The sequence below is a fragment of the Bradyrhizobium sp. USDA3516 genome, from assembly GCF_057651995.1.
The window spans coordinates 124,480-142,446 of sequence record NZ_JBYGYN010000005.1; the positions used below are offsets into that span (position 1 = coordinate 124,480).

General features: G+C 64.4%; 15 protein-coding genes and 1 pseudogene. 10 read left to right on the forward strand and 6 right to left on the reverse strand.

Going from position 1 to position 17,967, the window contains the following annotated elements; translation table 11 throughout:
- Positions 1-20: 20 nt before the first annotated feature.
- On the reverse strand, positions 21-941 hold the full coding sequence (locus AC24YW_RS17620; RefSeq protein ID WP_487483904.1) for a LysR family transcriptional regulator: 921 nt from the start codon (positions 939-941) through the stop codon (positions 21-23).
- 100 nt (positions 942-1,041) lie between these two features.
- Here AC24YW_RS17620 and pcaH point away from each other — a divergent pair, with 100 nt between their 5' ends.
- Together pcaH and pcaG are read left to right on the forward strand one after the other, a co-directional pair.
- Complete coding sequence (gene pcaH, locus AC24YW_RS17625; RefSeq protein WP_036026596.1) at positions 1,042-1,830, forward strand: protocatechuate 3,4-dioxygenase subunit beta; 789 nt, start codon at positions 1,042-1,044, stop codon at positions 1,828-1,830.
- Between the two features lie 4 nt (positions 1,831-1,834).
- The gene (pcaG, locus tag AC24YW_RS17630; protein WP_487483905.1) at positions 1,835-2,461 is read left to right on the forward strand and encodes a protocatechuate 3,4-dioxygenase subunit alpha; all 627 of its coding nucleotides are present in this window, start codon (positions 1,835-1,837) and stop codon (positions 2,459-2,461) included.
- A 23-nt stretch (positions 2,462-2,484) separates the two neighbouring features.
- Here pcaG and AC24YW_RS17635 read toward each other — a convergent pair whose 3' ends face one another.
- Together AC24YW_RS17635 and AC24YW_RS17640 are read right to left on the reverse strand one after the other, a co-directional pair.
- Complete coding sequence (locus tag AC24YW_RS17635; RefSeq protein WP_487484218.1) at positions 2,485-3,090, reverse strand: LabA-like NYN domain-containing protein; 606 nt, start codon at positions 3,088-3,090, stop codon at positions 2,485-2,487.
- Positions 3,091-3,399: 309 nt separating this feature from the next.
- Positions 3,400-4,305, reverse strand: a complete 906-nt coding sequence (locus AC24YW_RS17640) for a helix-turn-helix domain-containing protein (RefSeq protein ID WP_487483906.1) — start codon at positions 4,303-4,305, stop codon at positions 3,400-3,402.
- 50 nt (positions 4,306-4,355) lie between these two features.
- Here AC24YW_RS17640 and pobA point away from each other — a divergent pair, with 50 nt between their 5' ends.
- Positions 4,356-5,528: a 4-hydroxybenzoate 3-monooxygenase gene (gene pobA, locus AC24YW_RS17645; RefSeq protein ID WP_487483907.1), complete on the forward strand. Its 1,173-nt coding sequence runs from the start codon at positions 4,356-4,358 to the stop codon at positions 5,526-5,528.
- A 184-nt stretch (positions 5,529-5,712) separates the two neighbouring features.
- On the opposite strand, the gene AC24YW_RS17650 is transcribed toward pobA, so the two are convergent.
- The 3 genes and pseudogenes from AC24YW_RS17650 to AC24YW_RS17660 all read right to left on the reverse strand — a co-directional run bounded on the left by AC24YW_RS17650 (position 5,713) and on the right by AC24YW_RS17660 (position 9,886).
- Positions 5,713-7,863: a CHASE2 domain-containing protein gene (locus tag AC24YW_RS17650; protein WP_487483908.1), complete on the reverse strand. Its 2,151-nt coding sequence runs from the start codon at positions 7,861-7,863 to the stop codon at positions 5,713-5,715.
- Between the two features lie 34 nt (positions 7,864-7,897).
- Positions 7,898-8,566 carry a hypothetical protein gene (locus tag AC24YW_RS17655; protein ID WP_487483909.1) on the reverse strand — a complete coding sequence of 223 codons (669 nt, stop codon included), beginning with the start codon at positions 8,564-8,566 and terminating at the stop codon, positions 7,898-7,900.
- Between the two features lie 220 nt (positions 8,567-8,786).
- Positions 8,787-9,886: pseudogene (locus AC24YW_RS17660) on the reverse strand (HD-GYP domain-containing protein).
- Positions 9,887-10,168: 282 nt separating this feature from the next.
- Between AC24YW_RS17660 and AC24YW_RS17665 the strand changes: the two are divergent.
- The 7 genes from AC24YW_RS17665 (at position 10,169) to AC24YW_RS17695 (ending at position 17,955) form a co-directional block, all read left to right on the forward strand.
- On the forward strand, positions 10,169-10,492 hold the full coding sequence (locus AC24YW_RS17665; RefSeq protein WP_487483910.1) for an STAS domain-containing protein: 324 nt from the start codon (positions 10,169-10,171) through the stop codon (positions 10,490-10,492).
- Positions 10,492-10,857 carry a response regulator gene (locus AC24YW_RS17670; protein WP_487483911.1) on the forward strand — a complete coding sequence of 122 codons (366 nt, stop codon included), beginning with the start codon at positions 10,492-10,494 and terminating at the stop codon, positions 10,855-10,857. The genes AC24YW_RS17665 and AC24YW_RS17670 overlap by 1 nt, the downstream gene beginning before the upstream one ends.
- The gene (locus AC24YW_RS17675; protein WP_487483912.1) at positions 10,854-12,953 is read left to right on the forward strand and encodes a chemotaxis protein CheA; all 2,100 of its coding nucleotides are present in this window, start codon (positions 10,854-10,856) and stop codon (positions 12,951-12,953) included. The genes AC24YW_RS17670 and AC24YW_RS17675 overlap by 4 nt, the downstream gene beginning before the upstream one ends.
- Positions 12,953-13,414 (forward strand): chemotaxis protein CheW, encoded by a 462-nt coding sequence (locus AC24YW_RS17680; protein WP_487483913.1) that lies wholly within the window; start codon positions 12,953-12,955, stop codon positions 13,412-13,414. Before AC24YW_RS17675 ends, AC24YW_RS17680 begins: the two co-directional genes overlap by 1 nt.
- Positions 13,415-13,451: 37 nt before the next feature.
- Positions 13,452-15,539, forward strand: coding sequence for a HAMP domain-containing methyl-accepting chemotaxis protein (locus AC24YW_RS17685; protein WP_487483914.1), 2,088 nt, complete (start codon positions 13,452-13,454; stop codon positions 15,537-15,539).
- Positions 15,540-15,605: 66 nt separating this feature from the next.
- A complete protein-coding gene (locus AC24YW_RS17690; protein WP_487483915.1) occupies positions 15,606-16,088 on the forward strand; it encodes a chemotaxis protein CheW in 483 nt (160 codons plus the stop codon).
- A gap of 61 nt (positions 16,089-16,149) precedes the next feature.
- A complete protein-coding gene (locus AC24YW_RS17695) occupies positions 16,150-17,955 on the forward strand; it encodes a methyl-accepting chemotaxis protein (RefSeq protein ID WP_487483916.1) in 1,806 nt (601 codons plus the stop codon).
- Positions 17,956-17,967: the final 12 nt, after the last annotated feature.

A 17,967-nucleotide genomic window follows, 5' to 3' on the forward strand; every position in this document is an offset into this window, starting at 1 on the left:
CATGACATGAGAACGGCCGGTCAGAACTTGGCGGCCGTCGCCGCGACGGCCTCGAGCTGGCCCCTGACCCAGCGGTGGGCCGGGTCCTTCTGGTAGCGCTGGTGCCAGACCATGAACATCGGCAGCTCGGCCAGGGTCTTCGTGCGGGACGCCAGCGGGATCGGCGTTTGGGCAAAGCCGCGCATCACGCCGGATGCGAGCAGGCTAGGCATGCTCGCCAGCATCTGCGAGCCGCGCAGGAACGACGGTACGCCGGAGAAGCTCGGCACGGAGATCGCGATGTCGCGGTGCAGCCCGTTCGCTGCCAGCCGGCGGTCGAAGTCGAGCCGCTCATTGTCGGTATAGACCACGGTGACGTGACGCGCCGCGAGGTAAGCGCTGCGGCTGGCCGGCGCAGCACGTGCCTTTGCATCGTAGTAGCAGACGTAGTGATCCCGCAGCAGCCGCTTCTGCACGATGTCGACGCCGGAGGGCGGCAGCGGCGAAATCAGGAGGTCGCAGCGGTTCTCGCGCAGCATCGCGGGCGAGGGGGATTGCGAGGGGATCACGCGCAGATTCAGGCTCTTCACTTGTGCGGCGACATGATCGAAGAATCGCGGCAGCAGCAGGTCGCGCTGGAAGTCGTTGGCCGCGATCGTCAACGACAGCTGCGCGCGGGGCGGCTCGAAGCTGACGCCGCCGGCGAAGCTGCGCATCTCGTCGATCAGCGCGCGTGCCTTGCCGGCCAGGGCCTGCGCGTGGGCCGTCGCGACGATGCCGCGGCCGGACTTGGCGAACAGCGGATCGCCGGCAATCCGCCGCAGCTTGTTCAACCCGTGGCTGACGGCCGATTGTGTCAGGCCGAGCCGCGTCGCCGCCGCCGTGACCGAACCCTCCTCCAGCACGGCGAGGAACAGCTCGAGGGCGTGACCGTCGAGGGCCAAATGATCGATTTCCTTCATGCAATATATTATAATCGATCTATTTATCTGTGGAATAGTCCGGCCCATGATCTCCCGATAAGCCGGCCCGATACCGGGCTCGAAGGGAGAGACAACGCCGATGAATGCCCAGGCGCCAGCCTTGCGGGATCCCCGCCTCAACCGTCCCGAGCCCTTGACACCGCCGCTCGGCGACGGCGGCTTCTTCCAGCGCGACCGCGCGATCCATCCGCCGGCGCATGCGCCCGGTTACAAGTCCTCGGTGCTGCGCTCGCCGCGCCAGTCGCTGCTGTCCCTGGAGAACTCGATCTCGGAGATCACGGGGCCGGTGTTCGGCCACAACGATCTCGGCCCGCTCGACAACGATTTGATCCGCAATTACGCCAAGGACGGCGATCCCGTTGGCGAGCGCATCATCGTCCATGGCCGCGTGCTGGACGAGACCGGCCGGGGCGTTCCGAACACGCTGGTCGAGTTCTGGCAGGCCAATGCCGGCGGCCGCTACCGGCACAAGAAGGACACCTATCTGGCGCCGATCGATCCCAATTTCGGCGGCTGCGGCCGCGCGCTCACCGACGACACCGGCTACTATTACTTCCGCACCGTGAAGCCGGGCCCCTATCCCTGGCGCAACTACGTCAACAGCTGGCGCCCCGCCCATATCCATTTCTCGGTATTCGGCTCGGGCTTTGCGCAGCGGCTGATCACGCAGATGTATTTCGAGGGCGATCCCTTGATCCCGGTCTGCCCGATCCTGACGACGATCCCGGACAAGGATGCGCTCGACCGCCTCGTGGCGCCGCTCGACCTCAACGCCTCGACGCCGTTCGACTCGCTCGCCTACCGCTTCGACATCGTTCTGCGCGGCCAGCGCTCCACCTATTTCGAAAATCGCACCGCGGGGAACTAAGCCCATGCCGCAGCCGCTCAACTACCTCAAGGAAACCGCTTCGCAGACCGCCGGGCCTTACGTCCACATCGGCCTGATCCCGGCCATGGCCGGCTTCGACATCTTCGAGAAGAACTTCTCCAACGTGCTGGTGACGCCGAACACCGAAGGCGAGCGCATTACGCTGGAGGGCAAGGTGCTCGACGGCACCGGCACGCCGCTGCGTGACGTGCTGCTGGAGATCTGGCAGGCCAATGCGGCCGGCCGCTACAACCACCCCGCCGATCGCTCCGCCGGCGCGCTGGAGGACGAGTTTCGCGGCTGGGGCCGCGCCGGCTCCGACTTCGACAGCGGCCTCGTCACCTTCGAGACCATCAAGCCGGGCGCGATCACCGACAGGACGGGGCGCAAATGCGCGCCGCACGTCAACGTCTGGATCGTCGCGCGCGGCATCAACATCGGCCTCAACACGCGGCTCTACTTCTCGGACGAGGAAGCGGCCAACGCCGCCGATCCCGTGCTCAACCTGATCGAACAGCCGGTGCGCCGCAAGACGTTGATCGCAACCCGCAGCGCGCGTGCCGGCAAGATAGTGTATTCCTTCACGATCAATCTGCAGGGGCCGGAGGAGACGGTGTTCTTCGACGTGTGAGGTGCCGGGCGGCCGTCCTCCGATCATTCTACCCGGTCGTCGCGCTTGATCGTTCCGCGCGCGAGGAATTGCGGCCGTACCTCGCGCGATCCCGGCCGATCGGGTGGATCGCGTCCTACCTTTGGTTTCAACTCCACCAGATCGATGAATACGTCCGCCTGCCGGCGCAGGTCGTCGGCGACCATGGGCGGCTGAGTGGAGAGTGTGGAGACGACCGTCACGCGGACGCCGCGGCGTTGCAGGGCCTCCACCAGCGGACGGAAATCCCCATTGCCCGAGACCAGCACGATCTGATCGACGTGCTGGGCCAGCTCCATTGCACTCACGGCAAGGTCCACATCCATGGCGCCCTTGACCTTGCGGCGGCCGGTGGTGGCGTCGATGAACTCCTTGGCGAGCTTGGTGACGACGGTGTAGCCGTTGTAGTCGAGCCAATCGATCAGCGGGCGGATCGACGAATATTCCTGATCCTCTATGATGGTCGTATAGTAGAAGGCCCGGAGCAGCGTACCTCGGCTCTGGAATTCGTTGAGCAGGCGCCTGTAGTCGATCTCGAAGCCGAGCGCCTTGGCGGTGGCATGGAAATTGGAGCCGTCGATAAAGAGCGCGATCTTCCCGAACGAAGACATTGTGCAGAAATCCCCAGTTCGATGCGACAGCCGACATCCAGCCGAAATGGCCCGACGTATGGGCTGGAAATACTTGAGCGCGCCGATGGCCTCGCTGAAAAGGCGGCGCAGACGACCGGACACGGTTGGCCGCCTTGCGCCGAGGTTAGGGAGGTTCCATGCCACCAGCGCCAGGGCGCCGAATGCAGTCACGCTAGAGCGTGCGCATCCCCTGCTCAATTGTACGGAGGTAAAGGGTTTCTATCCAAAGGATTGGACGCCATATACGAAGGTAAGTGGCAACGGGAGACATCGCGGTTCCGTCGCGCGTCAGCCTTCGCCGTCATGGAGCCGGGCGCGAAAGGCGCGCGGTGAGACGCCCGTGGCGGCGGTGTAGACCCGGCTGAAATAGGCGGGGTCGTCGAAGCCGAGGGCGTAGGCGATCGTCGAGACCGGCAGGTTGGTGTAGACGAGATTGCGCCGCGCCTCCCGGATCAGGCGGTTGAGGATCAGATGCGAGGCGGTGTCGCCAGTCGCCGCCCGCGTGATCCGGTTGAGATGCGTCGGCGTCACCGACAGCGCCTCGGCATAGTCGGCGACGCTCCAGCGCTCCAGATGATGCTGCTCCAGCAGCGCCTCGAAGCGGCGGAACAACCCGCTTTCCGCGGTACCGTTGCCGCCGTTCTCGCCCGTGAGCGCGCGTGCCACCAGCCCGATCATGGCCGACGACAAGGAGCGGAGCACATGCGCACGGCCGAAGTCGCGCGCGGCGTGCTCGGCGAAGATCTGCTTCATCGTGGCGCGGATCTGCGGCGTGCCGCGGACCACGGCCGACCGCGACAGCGCACCGCGCAGGCCCTCGGCGGCGAGCAGCGCTTCGTCGAGAATCTCCGCGGCGATGGTCAACACCCATCCTTGCGTATCGGGCACGAAGCGGAAGCCGTGGACGTGGCCGACCGGCACGTTGACGATCTGCATCGGCTTCAAGGGCACCACGCGCCCGTCGAGCGTCGCCTCGCCGCCGCCGCGCTCGATCAGCAGCACCTGGTGCAGCCGGGCATGGCGGTGCACGGCCAGCGTCCAGTCGTGCAGCACCGAACGCGAGGCGATCGTCTCGCAATGCACGACATCGGGCAGATCGCCGGACTCGCCGAACAGATTGTAGACCCGGATTGCCGGGGCGGGGGCCGCGCTTCTCATGTTCGAATAGTACAAGACAAAGGCGAAACCCTCCATCGGTTTGCGGCTTAACGTATGCAAAAAAATGCCGACGGGAGGACGCAAAAATGAAAGTTCAGGTCTGTATCATCGGCGGCGGGCCGTCCGGGCTGTTGCTGTCCCAGCTCCTGCACCTCAAGGGCATCGACACCATCGTGCTGGAGAAATACAGCCGCGATCACGTGCTGGCCCGGATCCGCGCCGGCGTGCTCGAGCACGGCTTTGCGAAGCTGATGCGCGAGGCGCAATGCGGCGAGCGGATGGACCGCGAGGGCGAGATCCACAACGGGTTCGAGATCGCCCATGACGGCGTGCTCTCACACATCGACCTGCACAAGCATTCCGGTGGCAATTCGGTCCTGGTCTACGGCCAGACCGAGCTGACGCGCGACCTCTATGAGGCACGCGATCGGGTCGGCGGCAAGGTCGTGCACAATGCCGAGGACGTCACGCCGCACGATCTGACGTCGGATCGGCCCTATGTGACGTATCGCTCGAATGGGCAGACGCTTCGCGTCGATTGCGACTACGTCGTCGGTGCCGACGGCTTCCATGGCGTCAGCCGCAAGTCGATCCCGAAAGACGTGCTGCGCGAATATGAGAAGGTCTATCCGTTCGGCTGGCTCGGCGTGCTGTCGCGCACCAAACCGGTATCGCCCGAGCTGATCTACGTGAAGCACGAGCGCGGCTTTGCGCTGTGCTCGCTGCGCTCGCAGGTGCTGAGCCGCTACTACATTCAGGTGCCTTTGACCGACAAGGTGGAGGACTGGAGCGACGACGCGTTCTGGGCAGAGCTGAAGCGCCGCCTGCCGGACGAGGTCGCCGGCCGCCTGATCACCGGTCCGTCGATCGAAAAGAGCATCGCGCCCTTGCGCAGCTTCGTCGCCGAGCCGATGAGCTATGGCCGCCTGTTCCTCGCCGGCGATGCCGCGCACATCGTGCCGCCGACCGGCGCGCGCGGGCTGAACAGCGCCGCATCCGACATCTACTATCTCTATCACGCGCTGCTCGCGCATTATCAGAGCGGCGACGATGCCGGTCTCAAGGGCTATTCCGCCAAGGCGCTCGCGCGGATCTGGAAGGCGCAACGCTTCTCCTGGTGGATGACGATGATGCTGCACCGCTTCCCCGACCGGATCGAATATGAGGACCGCCTGCAGCAGACGGAGCTCGACTACCTGCTCTCGTCCGAGACGGCGCAGCGTCTGCTCGCGGAGAATTACACCGGGCTGCCGTTTTAGCGCGGCGTCTCTTCACCCTCCCCTGGAGGGGGAGGGTCGATCGCGCGCAGCGCGAGCGGGGTGGGGTGATCTCTCCACACGGGCACTGCCTCGGTGGAGAGACTGTCACCCCCCACCCCGTCTCACATTTCGCTGCGCTCAATGTGAGCCGACCCTCCCCCTCCAGGGGAGGGTAAGTGGCCCGCTACTTCCCCTCCAGCGTATTGACCGGTGTCCAGTCCGGCGGAGTCGGAGTCTCGGTCAGCACTTTCGCGCGCTTGGCGAACCGAGCTGACGCCGGATCGGCTTCCGCCATCCGCCCGAACGCATCGGCCGCCTTGGCAAACTCCCGTGCTCGCCAGCACGCCAGCCCTTCCGCATAGGCTGCGGCGACCTTCCCCTGCTCGGCGCTTTCCGCGCCCCTTTCCGCCAGCGGCTCGAACACCCTGATCGCCTCGCCGCGGCCCTGCACCCTGATCGCATCGAGCTCGCGCCAGGCGAAGGCATCGCCGGTCTGCGCCATCGTGGTTTCGGAGACCATGATGGCGGTGCCGTAATACTTATTGGCGCCCTCGAGCCGCGAGGCCACGTTCACGGTGTCGCTCATCACGGTGTAGTTGAAGCGGCGGCGCGAGCCGATATTGCCGACCACGGCTTCGCCGCTGTTGAGCCCGATACGGTGCGACAGGCCGTGACCGGCGAAGGCGGGATGGCCTGCATTGAGCTCAGCCAGCGTCTCGTGGCACTTCAGCGCGGCACGCACCGCATTGCGCGCGTGGGCGGGATCGTCGGCCGGGGCGCCGAACATGGCAACGATGGAATCGCCGATATATTTGTCGACGTAACCGCCATGGCTTTCGATGATGTCGGTCATGGCGGACAGATATTCGTTCATCAGCGTCACCAGCTCGACCGGCGTCATCGTCTCGGCGATCGAGGAGAAACCACTGAGGTCGGAGAAGAACATGGTGACGTTGCGCATCTCGCCGCCGAGCGCCGGCATTTTGCCGGAGGCGACCATGGTGTCGATCACCTCGGGCGCGAGGTAATAGGCAAAGCTCTTGCGCAGGAAGCGCTCGTCGCGGTCGGCCAGCACGAAGCGATAGCCGATCATGATCGCGAGCGCGGCAAGCCCGGCGAGTGCCGGCTCGGTCAGCGGCAGCGCCAGGGCATGGACGAATGCGCCGACGGCAACGACCATGTAGACGATTGTGAGCCCGAGCCAGGCGATCAGCGCGCCACTCGGCGCGAGCATGCAGGCTGCGCAGGCGATGATGGCCGCGAACGCGATCGTGAGAAGGGTGCGCGCGGGAAAGCCGAGCTCGGTCACGGCATCGCGCTCGATCAGGTTCCGGACCGCAGCGGCATGCACGAACACACCGGCGACGTCGCTGCGGGCCTTTTGCGCGGTGCCGGCAGGCGCGGGCAGGGCACATCGCGCCGACGGCGTCCCGTCATAGCCGCCGGACAGGCGCATCGAGGTGAGCTTGCGATCCTCGAAGTTGAGGACGGTCCCGAGCAGAACGACCTTGCCCTCGAAGGCGCGCCGGAAGAAATCGCGGTCGCCTTTTTCGACGCAGGCGCGCAGATCGGCAAAGGAGAAGGTCGGAACGTCGCGGCTGAGGCCGCGGAAGTTGAGCGTCAACGTGTTCGGTACAGTGCTCGGGATGGCGTAGCCGGATAGCTCCGCCGCACCGGATGGCGCAATCTCGACCTTCGCGCCAAGCGCGCGGGCGGCGAGCTCGACCGCCATTGTGGGCACCGGCTTGCCGTCGATGGAGAAGCTGAGCGGCATCCGCCGGATGACATCGTCGGTGTCGGTGTGGACATTGAGCGCGCGGACGTTGTTTCGCACCGCCAGCTGCTGTGCACGGTAGGGCACTTCCGGATGGTCGTTGCTCAGGATCTCGCCGAGCACCAGCTTGCCGTTGTCGGAGATCTGCCGCAGCGCGATCAGATAGTCCCGGTCAAATCCGCGCATGCGGGCGCCGAGCGGCGCGTCACCAAAGGGAATCTCGGATTGCTCGATCGAGTTCTTGAAGATGACGTCGAAGCCGATCACCTTGGCGCCGCCGTCGCTGATACTGCTGAGCACCCGGCCAATCTCGCGCGTCCAGGTCTGCGTCGGCGATCCCTTGAAGGGTGGGGTCTCGTAGGTTGCGCCGTCGATGGCCACGACGACGACCGGCGACGTCGCGGGATCGCGGCGCTCGGCGATGATCTTCCCGCGCAGCGCGGTGAGGATGTCCAGCGAAAGGCCTTGCAGCGTCTGCAGCGGCGGGGACGTGAAGATCGCGCCCGCAAGGAGCGCGATCAGGATTGCCGCAACGATGTCCCGTCCCCCGATCCGCCGCATCGCCCCGTCGCCAATTCCGCTTATTCGAGTCCGACTATTCGAGCCGCAGCAGGCGGCCGATGATCGGGGTCGGCGAGGAGGTGGCGCTGGCGTCGATCTGGAAGGTGTATCGCTTGGCGCCGACAATGGCGAGGTAGCTGCCGCCCGGAGTCAGTGCCTTCCCGGCCTTGGCGAAATCATAGAACTTGCCGCCGACCATGGCATCGCCCTTCAGCGGCACGCTGATCGTGGGCTCCTTGCCGTCGGTGCGCTCGATCACAAGCGTGCTACCGGCTTTGGCCTGCACCAGTGGCGAGACGCCGTAAAGCGTCGGCAGCTTGGCGGGCCCGCCCTTGGCGTCCGAGCGCACGGTGCGGAAGGTCGTTGCGGCGCTCTGGTTCGCTTCGCGCTCGGACAGTTTTGCCGCATTGGTATCGCAGGGCACCTTTTCCCGCTTGACCTCGCCCAGCTGCACGGTGCTCTGCTCGGTGCCGACCAGAACGACACCTTCGCTGATGGTCTCGCGCTGACAGGATTTCAGGTAGCTGAGCGTGATGCTCGCCTTTGGCCCGAGCTTGATGATCTTGCCCGGCGCCACGTAGTCCATGAACGCGATGCCGTCGACCTTACCCTGGACGTCCTCGACGATTGCGGCAGGAGTCTCCGCCACAGCGGGGGCCGCAAGGCAGAATGCGCCGACACAGGCGCCGATCAGGCTTTTCATAGGAATTCTCATCCAATTCGACGATGCTCTGGTGCCCGTCCTGGTTCGATGCCTAGCAGCAGGGCGCCGGGGCAAGTGTGACCAGAATCACTCTCAGTTCTTGGTGCCACTTTAGCAACAATAGGTTCAAATCCGCGACCGGAGAAAATGAAGCCGCGGCAAGATGTTGGCGGATCGATCGGGGCAGGCGGTCGGGACGGCCTCGGGCGAATGGTCCCTCTCACGAGCTCGCCGCCGCACTCTCCATATCGGGAGCGAGAGGGGCCGCGGCGCCCGGCAAAGCCAATGTCCGCTGAGCGCCGGCGATCTCGACCACCTCGTCCCAGCGCGCCAGGAAAGCCTCGACGCAGCCCGGGTCGAATTGCCGACCCGCGTTCTCGACCAGGTAGCCCCGCGCCAGCTCCAGCGGCATAGGCTCCTTGTATGGCCGCCGCGTCGTCAGGGCGTCGAACACGTCGGCGACCGCGACCACGCGCGCGGCCATCGGGATGTCGTCTGCCTTCAGGCCGCTCGGATAGCCCGCGCCGTCCCAGCGCTCGTGATGGCCCGCGGCGATTTGCGCGCCGAGCCGGATCAGCTCGCAGCTGGAATCGGCCAGGATGCGCTCGCCGATCGTCGCATGCGTGCGGATCACCGCCATCTCCTCGTCGGTGAGCTTGCCCGGCTTGAGCAGGATGTTGTCGGGAATGGCGACCTTGCCGACGTCGTGCAGGGGGGCGGCAAGATAGATGTCACGGCAGAGCCGGGCCGGCAGGCCGAGCTGCTCGGCGATAATGCGGCTGTAGCGGGCGACCCGCAGTGTGTGCTCGCCGGTGTCGTTGTCGCGGTATTCGACCGCGAGCGCGAGCCGCAGGATGATCTCTTCCTAGGCTCGCCGAGCTTTCGTGTCGCAACCGCGACTTCGCTGGCCAGATGCGCGGCGCGGTCGTTCAGCTTGCGTACGGCTGCACCAAGCTGAACCAGATTCCGCAGGCGCACCGTCATCTCGACGCTCTGCGGCTGCTTTGGCAGGAAATCGGTTGCACCGGCCTGCAGCGCTTCCATCTTCACATCATCGGTCTGGCGCGAGGTGATCATCGCGATCGGGATGTCGGTGCGGCCGGGAAGCCTGCGGAAGGTGCGGATGAAGCTGATGCCGTCCATATGCGGCATCTCGTAGTCGACCAGCACCAGATCGAAAGCGTGCGTCCCAGCGCAAGCCAGCGCTTCCACGGGATCGAGGAAGGTGGTGGCCTCGACCAGGCCGTCAGCCTCGATGTGACGTTTCAGGAAGTTGAGGACGGAACGGCTGTCGTCAACCAGGAGCGCTTGGGTCAGCATCGGTTGGCCGGGCTGGTTTGGATGGCGAGGTGTTACCTCAACGAATAGCCCCCGTGATTTAACGTGGAGCAAACATACGGCCGCGGCACACTGTCTCGGCGATGCAGCCAACGAGATTTGAGCGCCCACATGCACGCTCGCATGCATACGCGAAGTTCCACGGAATGTGACCCGTAGTTGTACGGTTCGCCTCGTTAGGAATTTGCATACGCTCGGACGCAAATAGTCATCGTGGGGGATTCGGGCGATACGTGCAGCGAATCCAGGGAAATTGGGGGATGAATGTCGTCTGATGCGACTGGGCCAAAGTGGTCCCTGCGGCTTCCCGCTGATTGTAGTATCGCTGCGATCCGCAGCGTCTACGACTTGATCCGCGAAGCGTTCGTCCGGCAGGATCGGCTCGAGATCGACTGCTCCAGCGTCGACAAAGCCGACGTGACCTCGATCCAGCTGCTGCTGTCAGCTGCCAAGACCGGCGATGCGCAAGGCCGCCCGGTGGTCCTGACGTCCTTTTCCCAGTCTCTGCGTAACACCCTTCGCCGCGCCGGCTTCGCCAGCGAGGCCATGATCGATCAACATTTCCCGCAAAAGAAAGATGGCGTCTAATGGCCACGATTCTGACCGTCGATGACTCTCCCAGCATTCGGCAAATGATCAAGGTCGTGCTCGAGCCCGCCGGTCACAACGTGATCGAGGCCGGCGACGGCGCGCAAGGGCTTGCCAAAGCACAGGCCGGCAAGCTCGATCTCGTCATCACCGACCTCAACATGCCCGTCATGAACGGGCTCGAGCTGATCAAGGCGCTGCGCAAGCTGCCGAGTGCAGTCGGCATGCCGATCGTGTTCCTGACCACCGAATCCAACGAGACGGTGAAGCAGGAGGCCAAGAGCGCCGGCGCCACCGGTTGGATCACCAAGCCCTTCAAGCCGGAGCAATTGCTCGCCGTCGTCAGCAAGCTGGTGCGCGCATGAGCGGAATGGATCCGACCGAGGTCTTTCGTCAGGAAGCCAGCGAGCTCTTCGAGGTTCTCGAAGGCGCCTTGCTCGATCTCGGCCAGCGTCCCGACGACCGCGAGCTGGTCGATTCCGCCTTCCGCGCCCTGCACACGATCAAGGGCTCGGGCGCCATGTTCGGCTTCGACAAGGTCGCCTCCTTCACCCACGAATTCGAGACCGCCTTCGACCGCGTCCGCAAGGGCGAGATCAAGCCGACGCAGGAGCTGATCTCGGTCGCCCTCGCAGCCAAGGACTACATCCGCGCATTGATCGAGGATCCGCAGTCGACCGACGACATCATCGGCGAAGCCATTCTCGACGACCTCAAGCGCTTCGTCTCGTCCGATCAACCTGTCGCTGCGGCCGCAGAGATCGTTGAAGCGCCGCCGCTCGCGCCTGTCGAGAGCAAGCAGGCCGGCTGGCATCTCTATCTGGAATTCGAATCCCACATTCTGCGAAACGGTTCGAACCCGCTCGATCTTCTCGAAGATCTCTGCAAGCTCGGTCCCTGCTTCGTCGTGCCCGTCACCGACGGCATCCCGTTCCTCGACGAGATGGATCCGGAAGACTGCTACTTAAAGTGGGACGTCAAGCTGCACGCCGCTTGCGACAAGGCTGCGATCGACGACGTCTTCATGTTCGTCTCGGACGAGATGAAGTTGACGCTCTCGCCGCTTGAGCATGTCGAAGCGCCTGCGCCGGCGCCGTTGTTCCGGCTGCTCGACGAGGAGCCGGCCCCGGCCGTCGAGATCCCGGCATTGGTGGTTGAGACTGTTACCGCGCCCGTTGCCGCACCGCCCTTCGCAAAGGCGGAGCCGAAACCGGTTGCAAAGCCCGAAGCGAAACTCGAACCCAAGGCTGATCCGAAGGCCGAAGCCAAGCGCGACGATCGTGGCATTGCCACGGTCCGCGTCCAGGCCGAGCGCCTCGACGAGCTGATGGATCGCGTCGGCGAGCTCGTCATCGCCCAGGCGCGACTGACCCAGCTTGCCGCCTCCGGCTCCGATCTCTCGATCAAGATGATTGCCGAGGAGATCGAGCGTCTTGCCTCCTCCCTGCGCGATACCACGATGGGTGCACGCATGGTGCCGATCGGCTCGCTGTTCGGGCGCTTCCGCCGCCTGATCCACGATCTCTCGCGCGACCTGTCCAAGCCGGTCGAGTTCGTCACGACAGGCGAGGATACCGAGCTCGACAAGACCATGATCGAGTGCCTGGCTGATCCCCTGGTGCACCTGATCCGCAACGCCATCGATCACGGCATCGAGGACACCGCGACCCGCGCCGCCAACGGTAAGAGCGAGCAGGGACGGATCGAGCTTGCGGCCGTTCACTCCGGCGCGCAGGTGCTCGTCACCGTGAAGGACAATGGCGGTGGCCTCAACACCGCCCGCATCCGCGCCAAGGCCGAAGAGCAGGGGCTGATCGCAGCGGGCGCCGTGCTCTCCGATCACGAGATCCATCAATTCCTGTTCCACCCGGGCTTCTCGACGGCGCAGACGATCTCGGCGTTGTCCGGTCGCGGCGTCGGCATGGACGTGGTCAAGCGCACCATCGAGAACATGCGCGGCTCGATCGACCTGTCGACCCAGCCGGGCCAGGGCACCATTGTGACGCTGCGCCTGCCGCTCACGCTCGCGATCATCGAAGGTCTTTTGATCCGGGTCGGCGAGGGCCGCTACATCATTCCGCTCTCGGCGGTGGAGGAATGCATCGAGCTGACCGCCGAGGACGAACGCTCCCGCGGCCGCAACTTCCTCAACGTGCGCGGCAACCTCGTTCCCTTCCTCCGGCTGCGTGAGCTCATGACGGTATCCGGCGCGCCGGACCGGCACCAGAAGACGATCATTATCTCGACCGGCGAGACCCACGTCGGCCTGGTCGCCGACCAGATCATCGGCAACCACCAGACCGTGATCAAGTCGCTCTCCAAGCTGCATTCGGACGTTACCATCTTCTCCGGCGCCACCATCCTGGGTGACGGCACGGCAGCGCTGATCCTCGACGTGGCGCAGCTCGTCACGCTGGCGCAGTCGAAGGTCGAAAAGCAGCATATCAGCGAGGCCGCGTGATGACCAAAGGACAGGCAGCCGAACAGCAGGCGGACGCGATGCAGGTCGTTATGATCGGCCTTGGTGAGGAGAAATTCGCGCTCGACGCCGGCCTTGTGCGCGAGATCATCGACCCCGTCCCCGTGACCAAGGTGGCGGGTGCGCGAGCTTTCGTGCCCAGCGTGATCAATGTGCGTGGCAACGTCATTCCGCTCGCCGACTTGCGTATCCGCTTCGGCATGCCGCAGCTCGACGATTCCGCCGATACGCGCATCGTGGTGATCGAAATCGAGCTCGACGGCGAGCCGGTTCTGGTCGGTGTCACCGCCGACAAGGTCTATGAAGTCACCGAGATCTCGCAGGCCGCTGTGCAGCAGACACCGCGCGTCGGCATGCATTGGAAGCCCGAGTTCATCCGTTTCATTGCGAAGTGGCGTGAAGAGTTTGTCATCGTTCCGAACATGGAACGCATTTTGAATTGAAAGCTGTCGCTTCAAGTCTTGGGCCTGGGGGCAAGATATGAGATTTACGATCAAGGCAAAGTTGGCTTCCGCATTCGGCGCGATCATCGTCTTGTCGGCGATCACGGGCATGTTCGCATATCAAAAACTGTCGGAAGCGGTCGACACGTCAGGAGATCTCGTGGCTCGCGCGGGCCGGATCGACAAGGCCGGTGAGCTGCAGAACAACATCCTTTATCAGATGCGCGCGGAGCGAGACATCATCATCGCGAGCACCGACGCGGACATGCAGAAGGTCTCAGATGAAATCAAGAAATTCCGCAAGGACGCGGCGCGGTTGCGTGACGAAATTCATGCCGCGGCAAACGAGACTGGCAAGCGCCTGATCGAGAAGTTCAGCGCAGCCTACGACAAGATGAATGCGGGCGAGGACGAGATCATGAGACTCGCCACGCTCAACTCGAACAACAGAGGCGCCGCTTTGTGGATCTCGGAGGGCCGACCGATCATCAAGGATTGGACCGCCGCGGTCGAGAAGTTTCTCGCTGACCTGAAACTCCAGCCGGCGTCCAACGAGCGTGCCAATGCAATCATCGCGATTGAGACGACAAGGCTGGAAGCGGCTCGCTTGCAACGCGATATTGCGTTCTCCCTGTCGGCCTCCAGCATGGAGGACCTGAATGCGGAGATGAAGACGATTGGACGTCAATCGGAAGAGTTCAAAGCCGCGCTCAAACAGGCCGCGTCTGCCGCGAGTGTTGTCGGTGTGTCGCTCGGCACAGTTCCGCAGCAGGGCGAGCGGCTGTCCAGCATCGTTTCGCGGGTGGCCGACATCGTCAAGGACGGCGGCAATATCCGTGCTGGCGTACTGGCCGCTTCGGAAGGCGCGGCGAACGCGGCGAATGCGATTGCAACGTCCAGCGATTACATCACCTATGTCAAAAAATTGATGGCCGAACTGTCCGCCGAATCCGAGAAGGACGCCGGCCGGGCCAAGATGCTCCTGATCGCGGTGATCGTGGCCTCCTTCATCATCGGCGCCGGTTCGGCGTTCTGGATCGCACTCAGTATTTCCCGTGCCGTCGGCCGTGCTGTGAGTCTCGCCGGTGCCGTAGCCAGCGGCGATCTCAACCAAACGATCAATGTGTCCAGCAACGACGAGATTGGCGACCTGGTGAAGGCCTTGAACACGATGGTGGGCAAGCTTCGCCAGATCGTGATCGAGGCGCTCACGGCGGCCCAGAACGTCTCGGCTGGCAGCCAGGAGCTTTCGGCCAGCGCCGAGCAGCTCTCTCAGGGCGCCACCGAACAGGCCTCGTCTGCCGAGGAAGCTTCCTCGTCGATGGAAGAGATGGCCTCGAACGTGAAGCAGAACGCCGACAACGCCAACCAGACCGAGAAGATTGCCGGTCAATCGGCTAGGGATGCGGAAGCCAGCGGCGCGGCCGTTGGTCGTGCGGTTCAGGCCATGCAGACCATCGCGGAGAAGATCACCATCGTCCAGGAGATCGCGCGACAGACCGACCTCCTCGCGCTCAACGCTGCCGTCGAGGCCGCGCGCGCCGGCGAGCATGGCAAGGGCTTCGCGGTGGTTGCTTCCGAAGTCCGCAAGCTCGCCGAGCGCAGCCAGGCCGCGGCAGCCGAGATCGGCACGCTCTCGAGTGAGACCGTGAAGGTTGCCCAAGAAGCTGGCGAGATGCTCTCGAAGCTCGTACCCGATATCAAGAAGACCGCCGAGCTGGTGCAGGAGATCACCGCAGCTTGCCGCGAGCAGGATGTCGGCTCCTCGCAGATCAACCAAGCCATCCAGCAACTCGACAAGGTCGGCCAGCAGAATGCCAGCGCCTCCGAACAGGTGTCCTCGACCTCTGAGGAACTCGCCTCGCAGGCCGAGCAACTTCAGTCGACCATCTCGTTCTTCCGCATCGATCATGCCGACCGCAACGAGAGCGCTGCGGCCATGCCGATCGACCGCGCCGTCAGCCAGCTCCGGTCCAAGGCCGCGCACATGGCGGCCGCGGAACGGGGCACCAAGAAGCCGGCCCCAATTCGCAAGCCGGCCCGCGCGACGAAGGTCGCTGCCGGCGGTTTCGCGTTCGACATGCAAGACGGCGAGGACGAGCGCGACGCCGAGTTCCAACGTTGATCAGGCGGTCCGGCTCTTGGGCCGGACCGCATTCATTCGCCAACCACGGGATCCCTGGACTGCATCATGGCGGCAACATCACAATATCTGACGCTCGGGCTCGCCGGCGAGACGTTCGGCATCAGCATCCGCAATGTCCGTGAGATCCTCGACATGCGGCCGATCTCGCGGCTTCCGCACGCCCCGAGCTTCCTGCTCGGCATGATCGACGTGCGCGGCAGCGGCTATCCGATCGTGGACCTCCGCACCAAGCTCGGCCTGCCGAGCGTAGCGGCCACCGAAGCCACCCGCATCATCATCCTCGACGTGCCGATGAAGGATCGTCTGGTCGGCGTCGGCTTCGTCGCCGATTGCGTGTTCGAGGTCACCGACATCGACGAGCAGGCGATCGAGCCGATCCCCGAGGTCGGCGGCCGATGGCAATCCGACTATGCCGCCGGCATCGGCCGCAAGGGCGAGAAGTTCGTCGTCATCTTCGACCTCGCCAAACTGATGGCGAACGACGAGATCCCGGAAGGTCGTGGCGCCGACACCTCCCGCGCCGCGTGAATTGACAAGCGTAAAAGCGTTGCCGAGCAAGAAAAACCAGTTTGAACCGATGAGATCGACCATGAGATTTACTGTCAAGGCCAAACTCGCCACCGCTTTCGGCGTCGTCATTCTGCTCTCGATGATCGCTGGTGCCGTCGCTTACATCAAGCTGAGCGATTTGATCGGGGCCAGCGAAGCGCTGGCCGTCTCGGCCGGCCGGATCGAAAGGGCGGCTGATCTGCAGAAGGAAATCCTGATGCAGATACGCGCGGAGAAGAACGCAATCCTGGCCCCGACAGAGGCGGAAACCGATCGCATCGCTGGAGACATTGCCAACCTGCGCGGCGTGTTCGTCAAGAAGCGCGACGAACTCTACGGGCTCGCGTCCGATGCCGGCAAGAAGATGATCGACAAGCTCTCGGCAGCCTATCTCAGGATGACGGCCGCACAGGACGAATCGATTCGGCTCGCGAAGGTGGATCGGGCTCGAGCCGCGACACACTCGTCCACCGAAGTTCGGAAGGCCGGTGGTGAAGCCATCGCGGTAGGCGATGAGTACATCGCGATTGTCAAGAAGCAGGTGTCCGATCGGACGGATCAGGCGAGGGACGATGGAGCCCGCGCCCAGACCATTCTGCTCACGATCGTCATCGCCTCACTGCTGATTGCAGTCGTAGCCGCTACGTGGATCGCAATCGGAATCAGCCGAGCCTTGTCCAGCGCGGTCGGACTCGCCGACGCCGTGGCGATTGGCGACCTCAGCCGGAAGATCGACTCCTCCAGCAACGACGAGATCGGCGACCTGATCAAGTCGCTGAATACGATGACGGTGAACCTCAGCCAGACTGCGGCGGTGGCGAACGAGATCGCGCAAGGAAATCTGACAGTCGAAGCCAAGCCGCTGTCGGACAAGGACACGCTGGGCCTCGCGCTCGAACGCATGGTCGAGAAGCTGCGCCAGATCGTCTCGGACGCGCTCACCGCCGCCCAGAACGTCTCCGCCGGCAGCCAGGAACTCTCGGCCAGTGCCGAGCAGCTGTCGCAGGGCGCGACCGAGCAGGCCTCGTCTGCGGAAGAAGCGTCTTCCTCGATGGAGGAGATGGCCTCGAACGTGAAGCAGAACGCCGATAACGCCAACCAGACCGAGAAGATTGCCGCGCAGTCCGCCAGGGACGCGGAGGCCAGCGGTGCCGCCGTCGGACGCGCGGTCAACGCGATGCAGACCATCGCCGAGAAGATCACGATCGTGCAGGAGATAGCGCGCCAGACCGACCTGCTGGCGCTCAATGCGGCGGTCGAGGCCGCCCGCGCCGGCGAGCATGGCAAGGGCTTTGCGGTAGTCGCCTCCGAAGTGCGCAAGCTCGCCGAGCGCAGCCAGGCCGCCGCCGCGGAGATCGGCACGCTGTCGGCCGACACCGTCAAGGTGGCGCAGGAAGCGGGCGCGATGCTGTCCAAGCTCGTGCCCGATATCAAGAAGACGGCCGAGCTCGTCGAGGAGATCACTGCGGCCTGCCGCGAGCAGGACGTCGGTTCGTCGCAGATCAACCAGGCGATCCAGCAGCTCGACAAGGTCGGCCAGCAGAACGCCAGCGCATCCGAGCAGGTGTCCTCGACCTCGGAGGAGCTCGCCTCGCAGGCCGAGCAGCTGCAGTCGACCATCGCCTATTTCCGCATCGAGCAGGGCGCCAAGAGCCAGGCGGCCGCGCCGATCGACCGTGCGGTGAGCCAGCTGCGCGCCAAGGCGGCCACCATGGCGGCGGTCGAACGTCCGGCCAGGAAGCCGCAAGCAAAGCCGGCCCGCGCGTTGAAGGTTGCCGGTGGCGGCGGCTTCGCCTTCGACATGAACGACGGCGAGGACGACCGGGACGCCGATTTCCAGCGCTGATGTATCCCGATT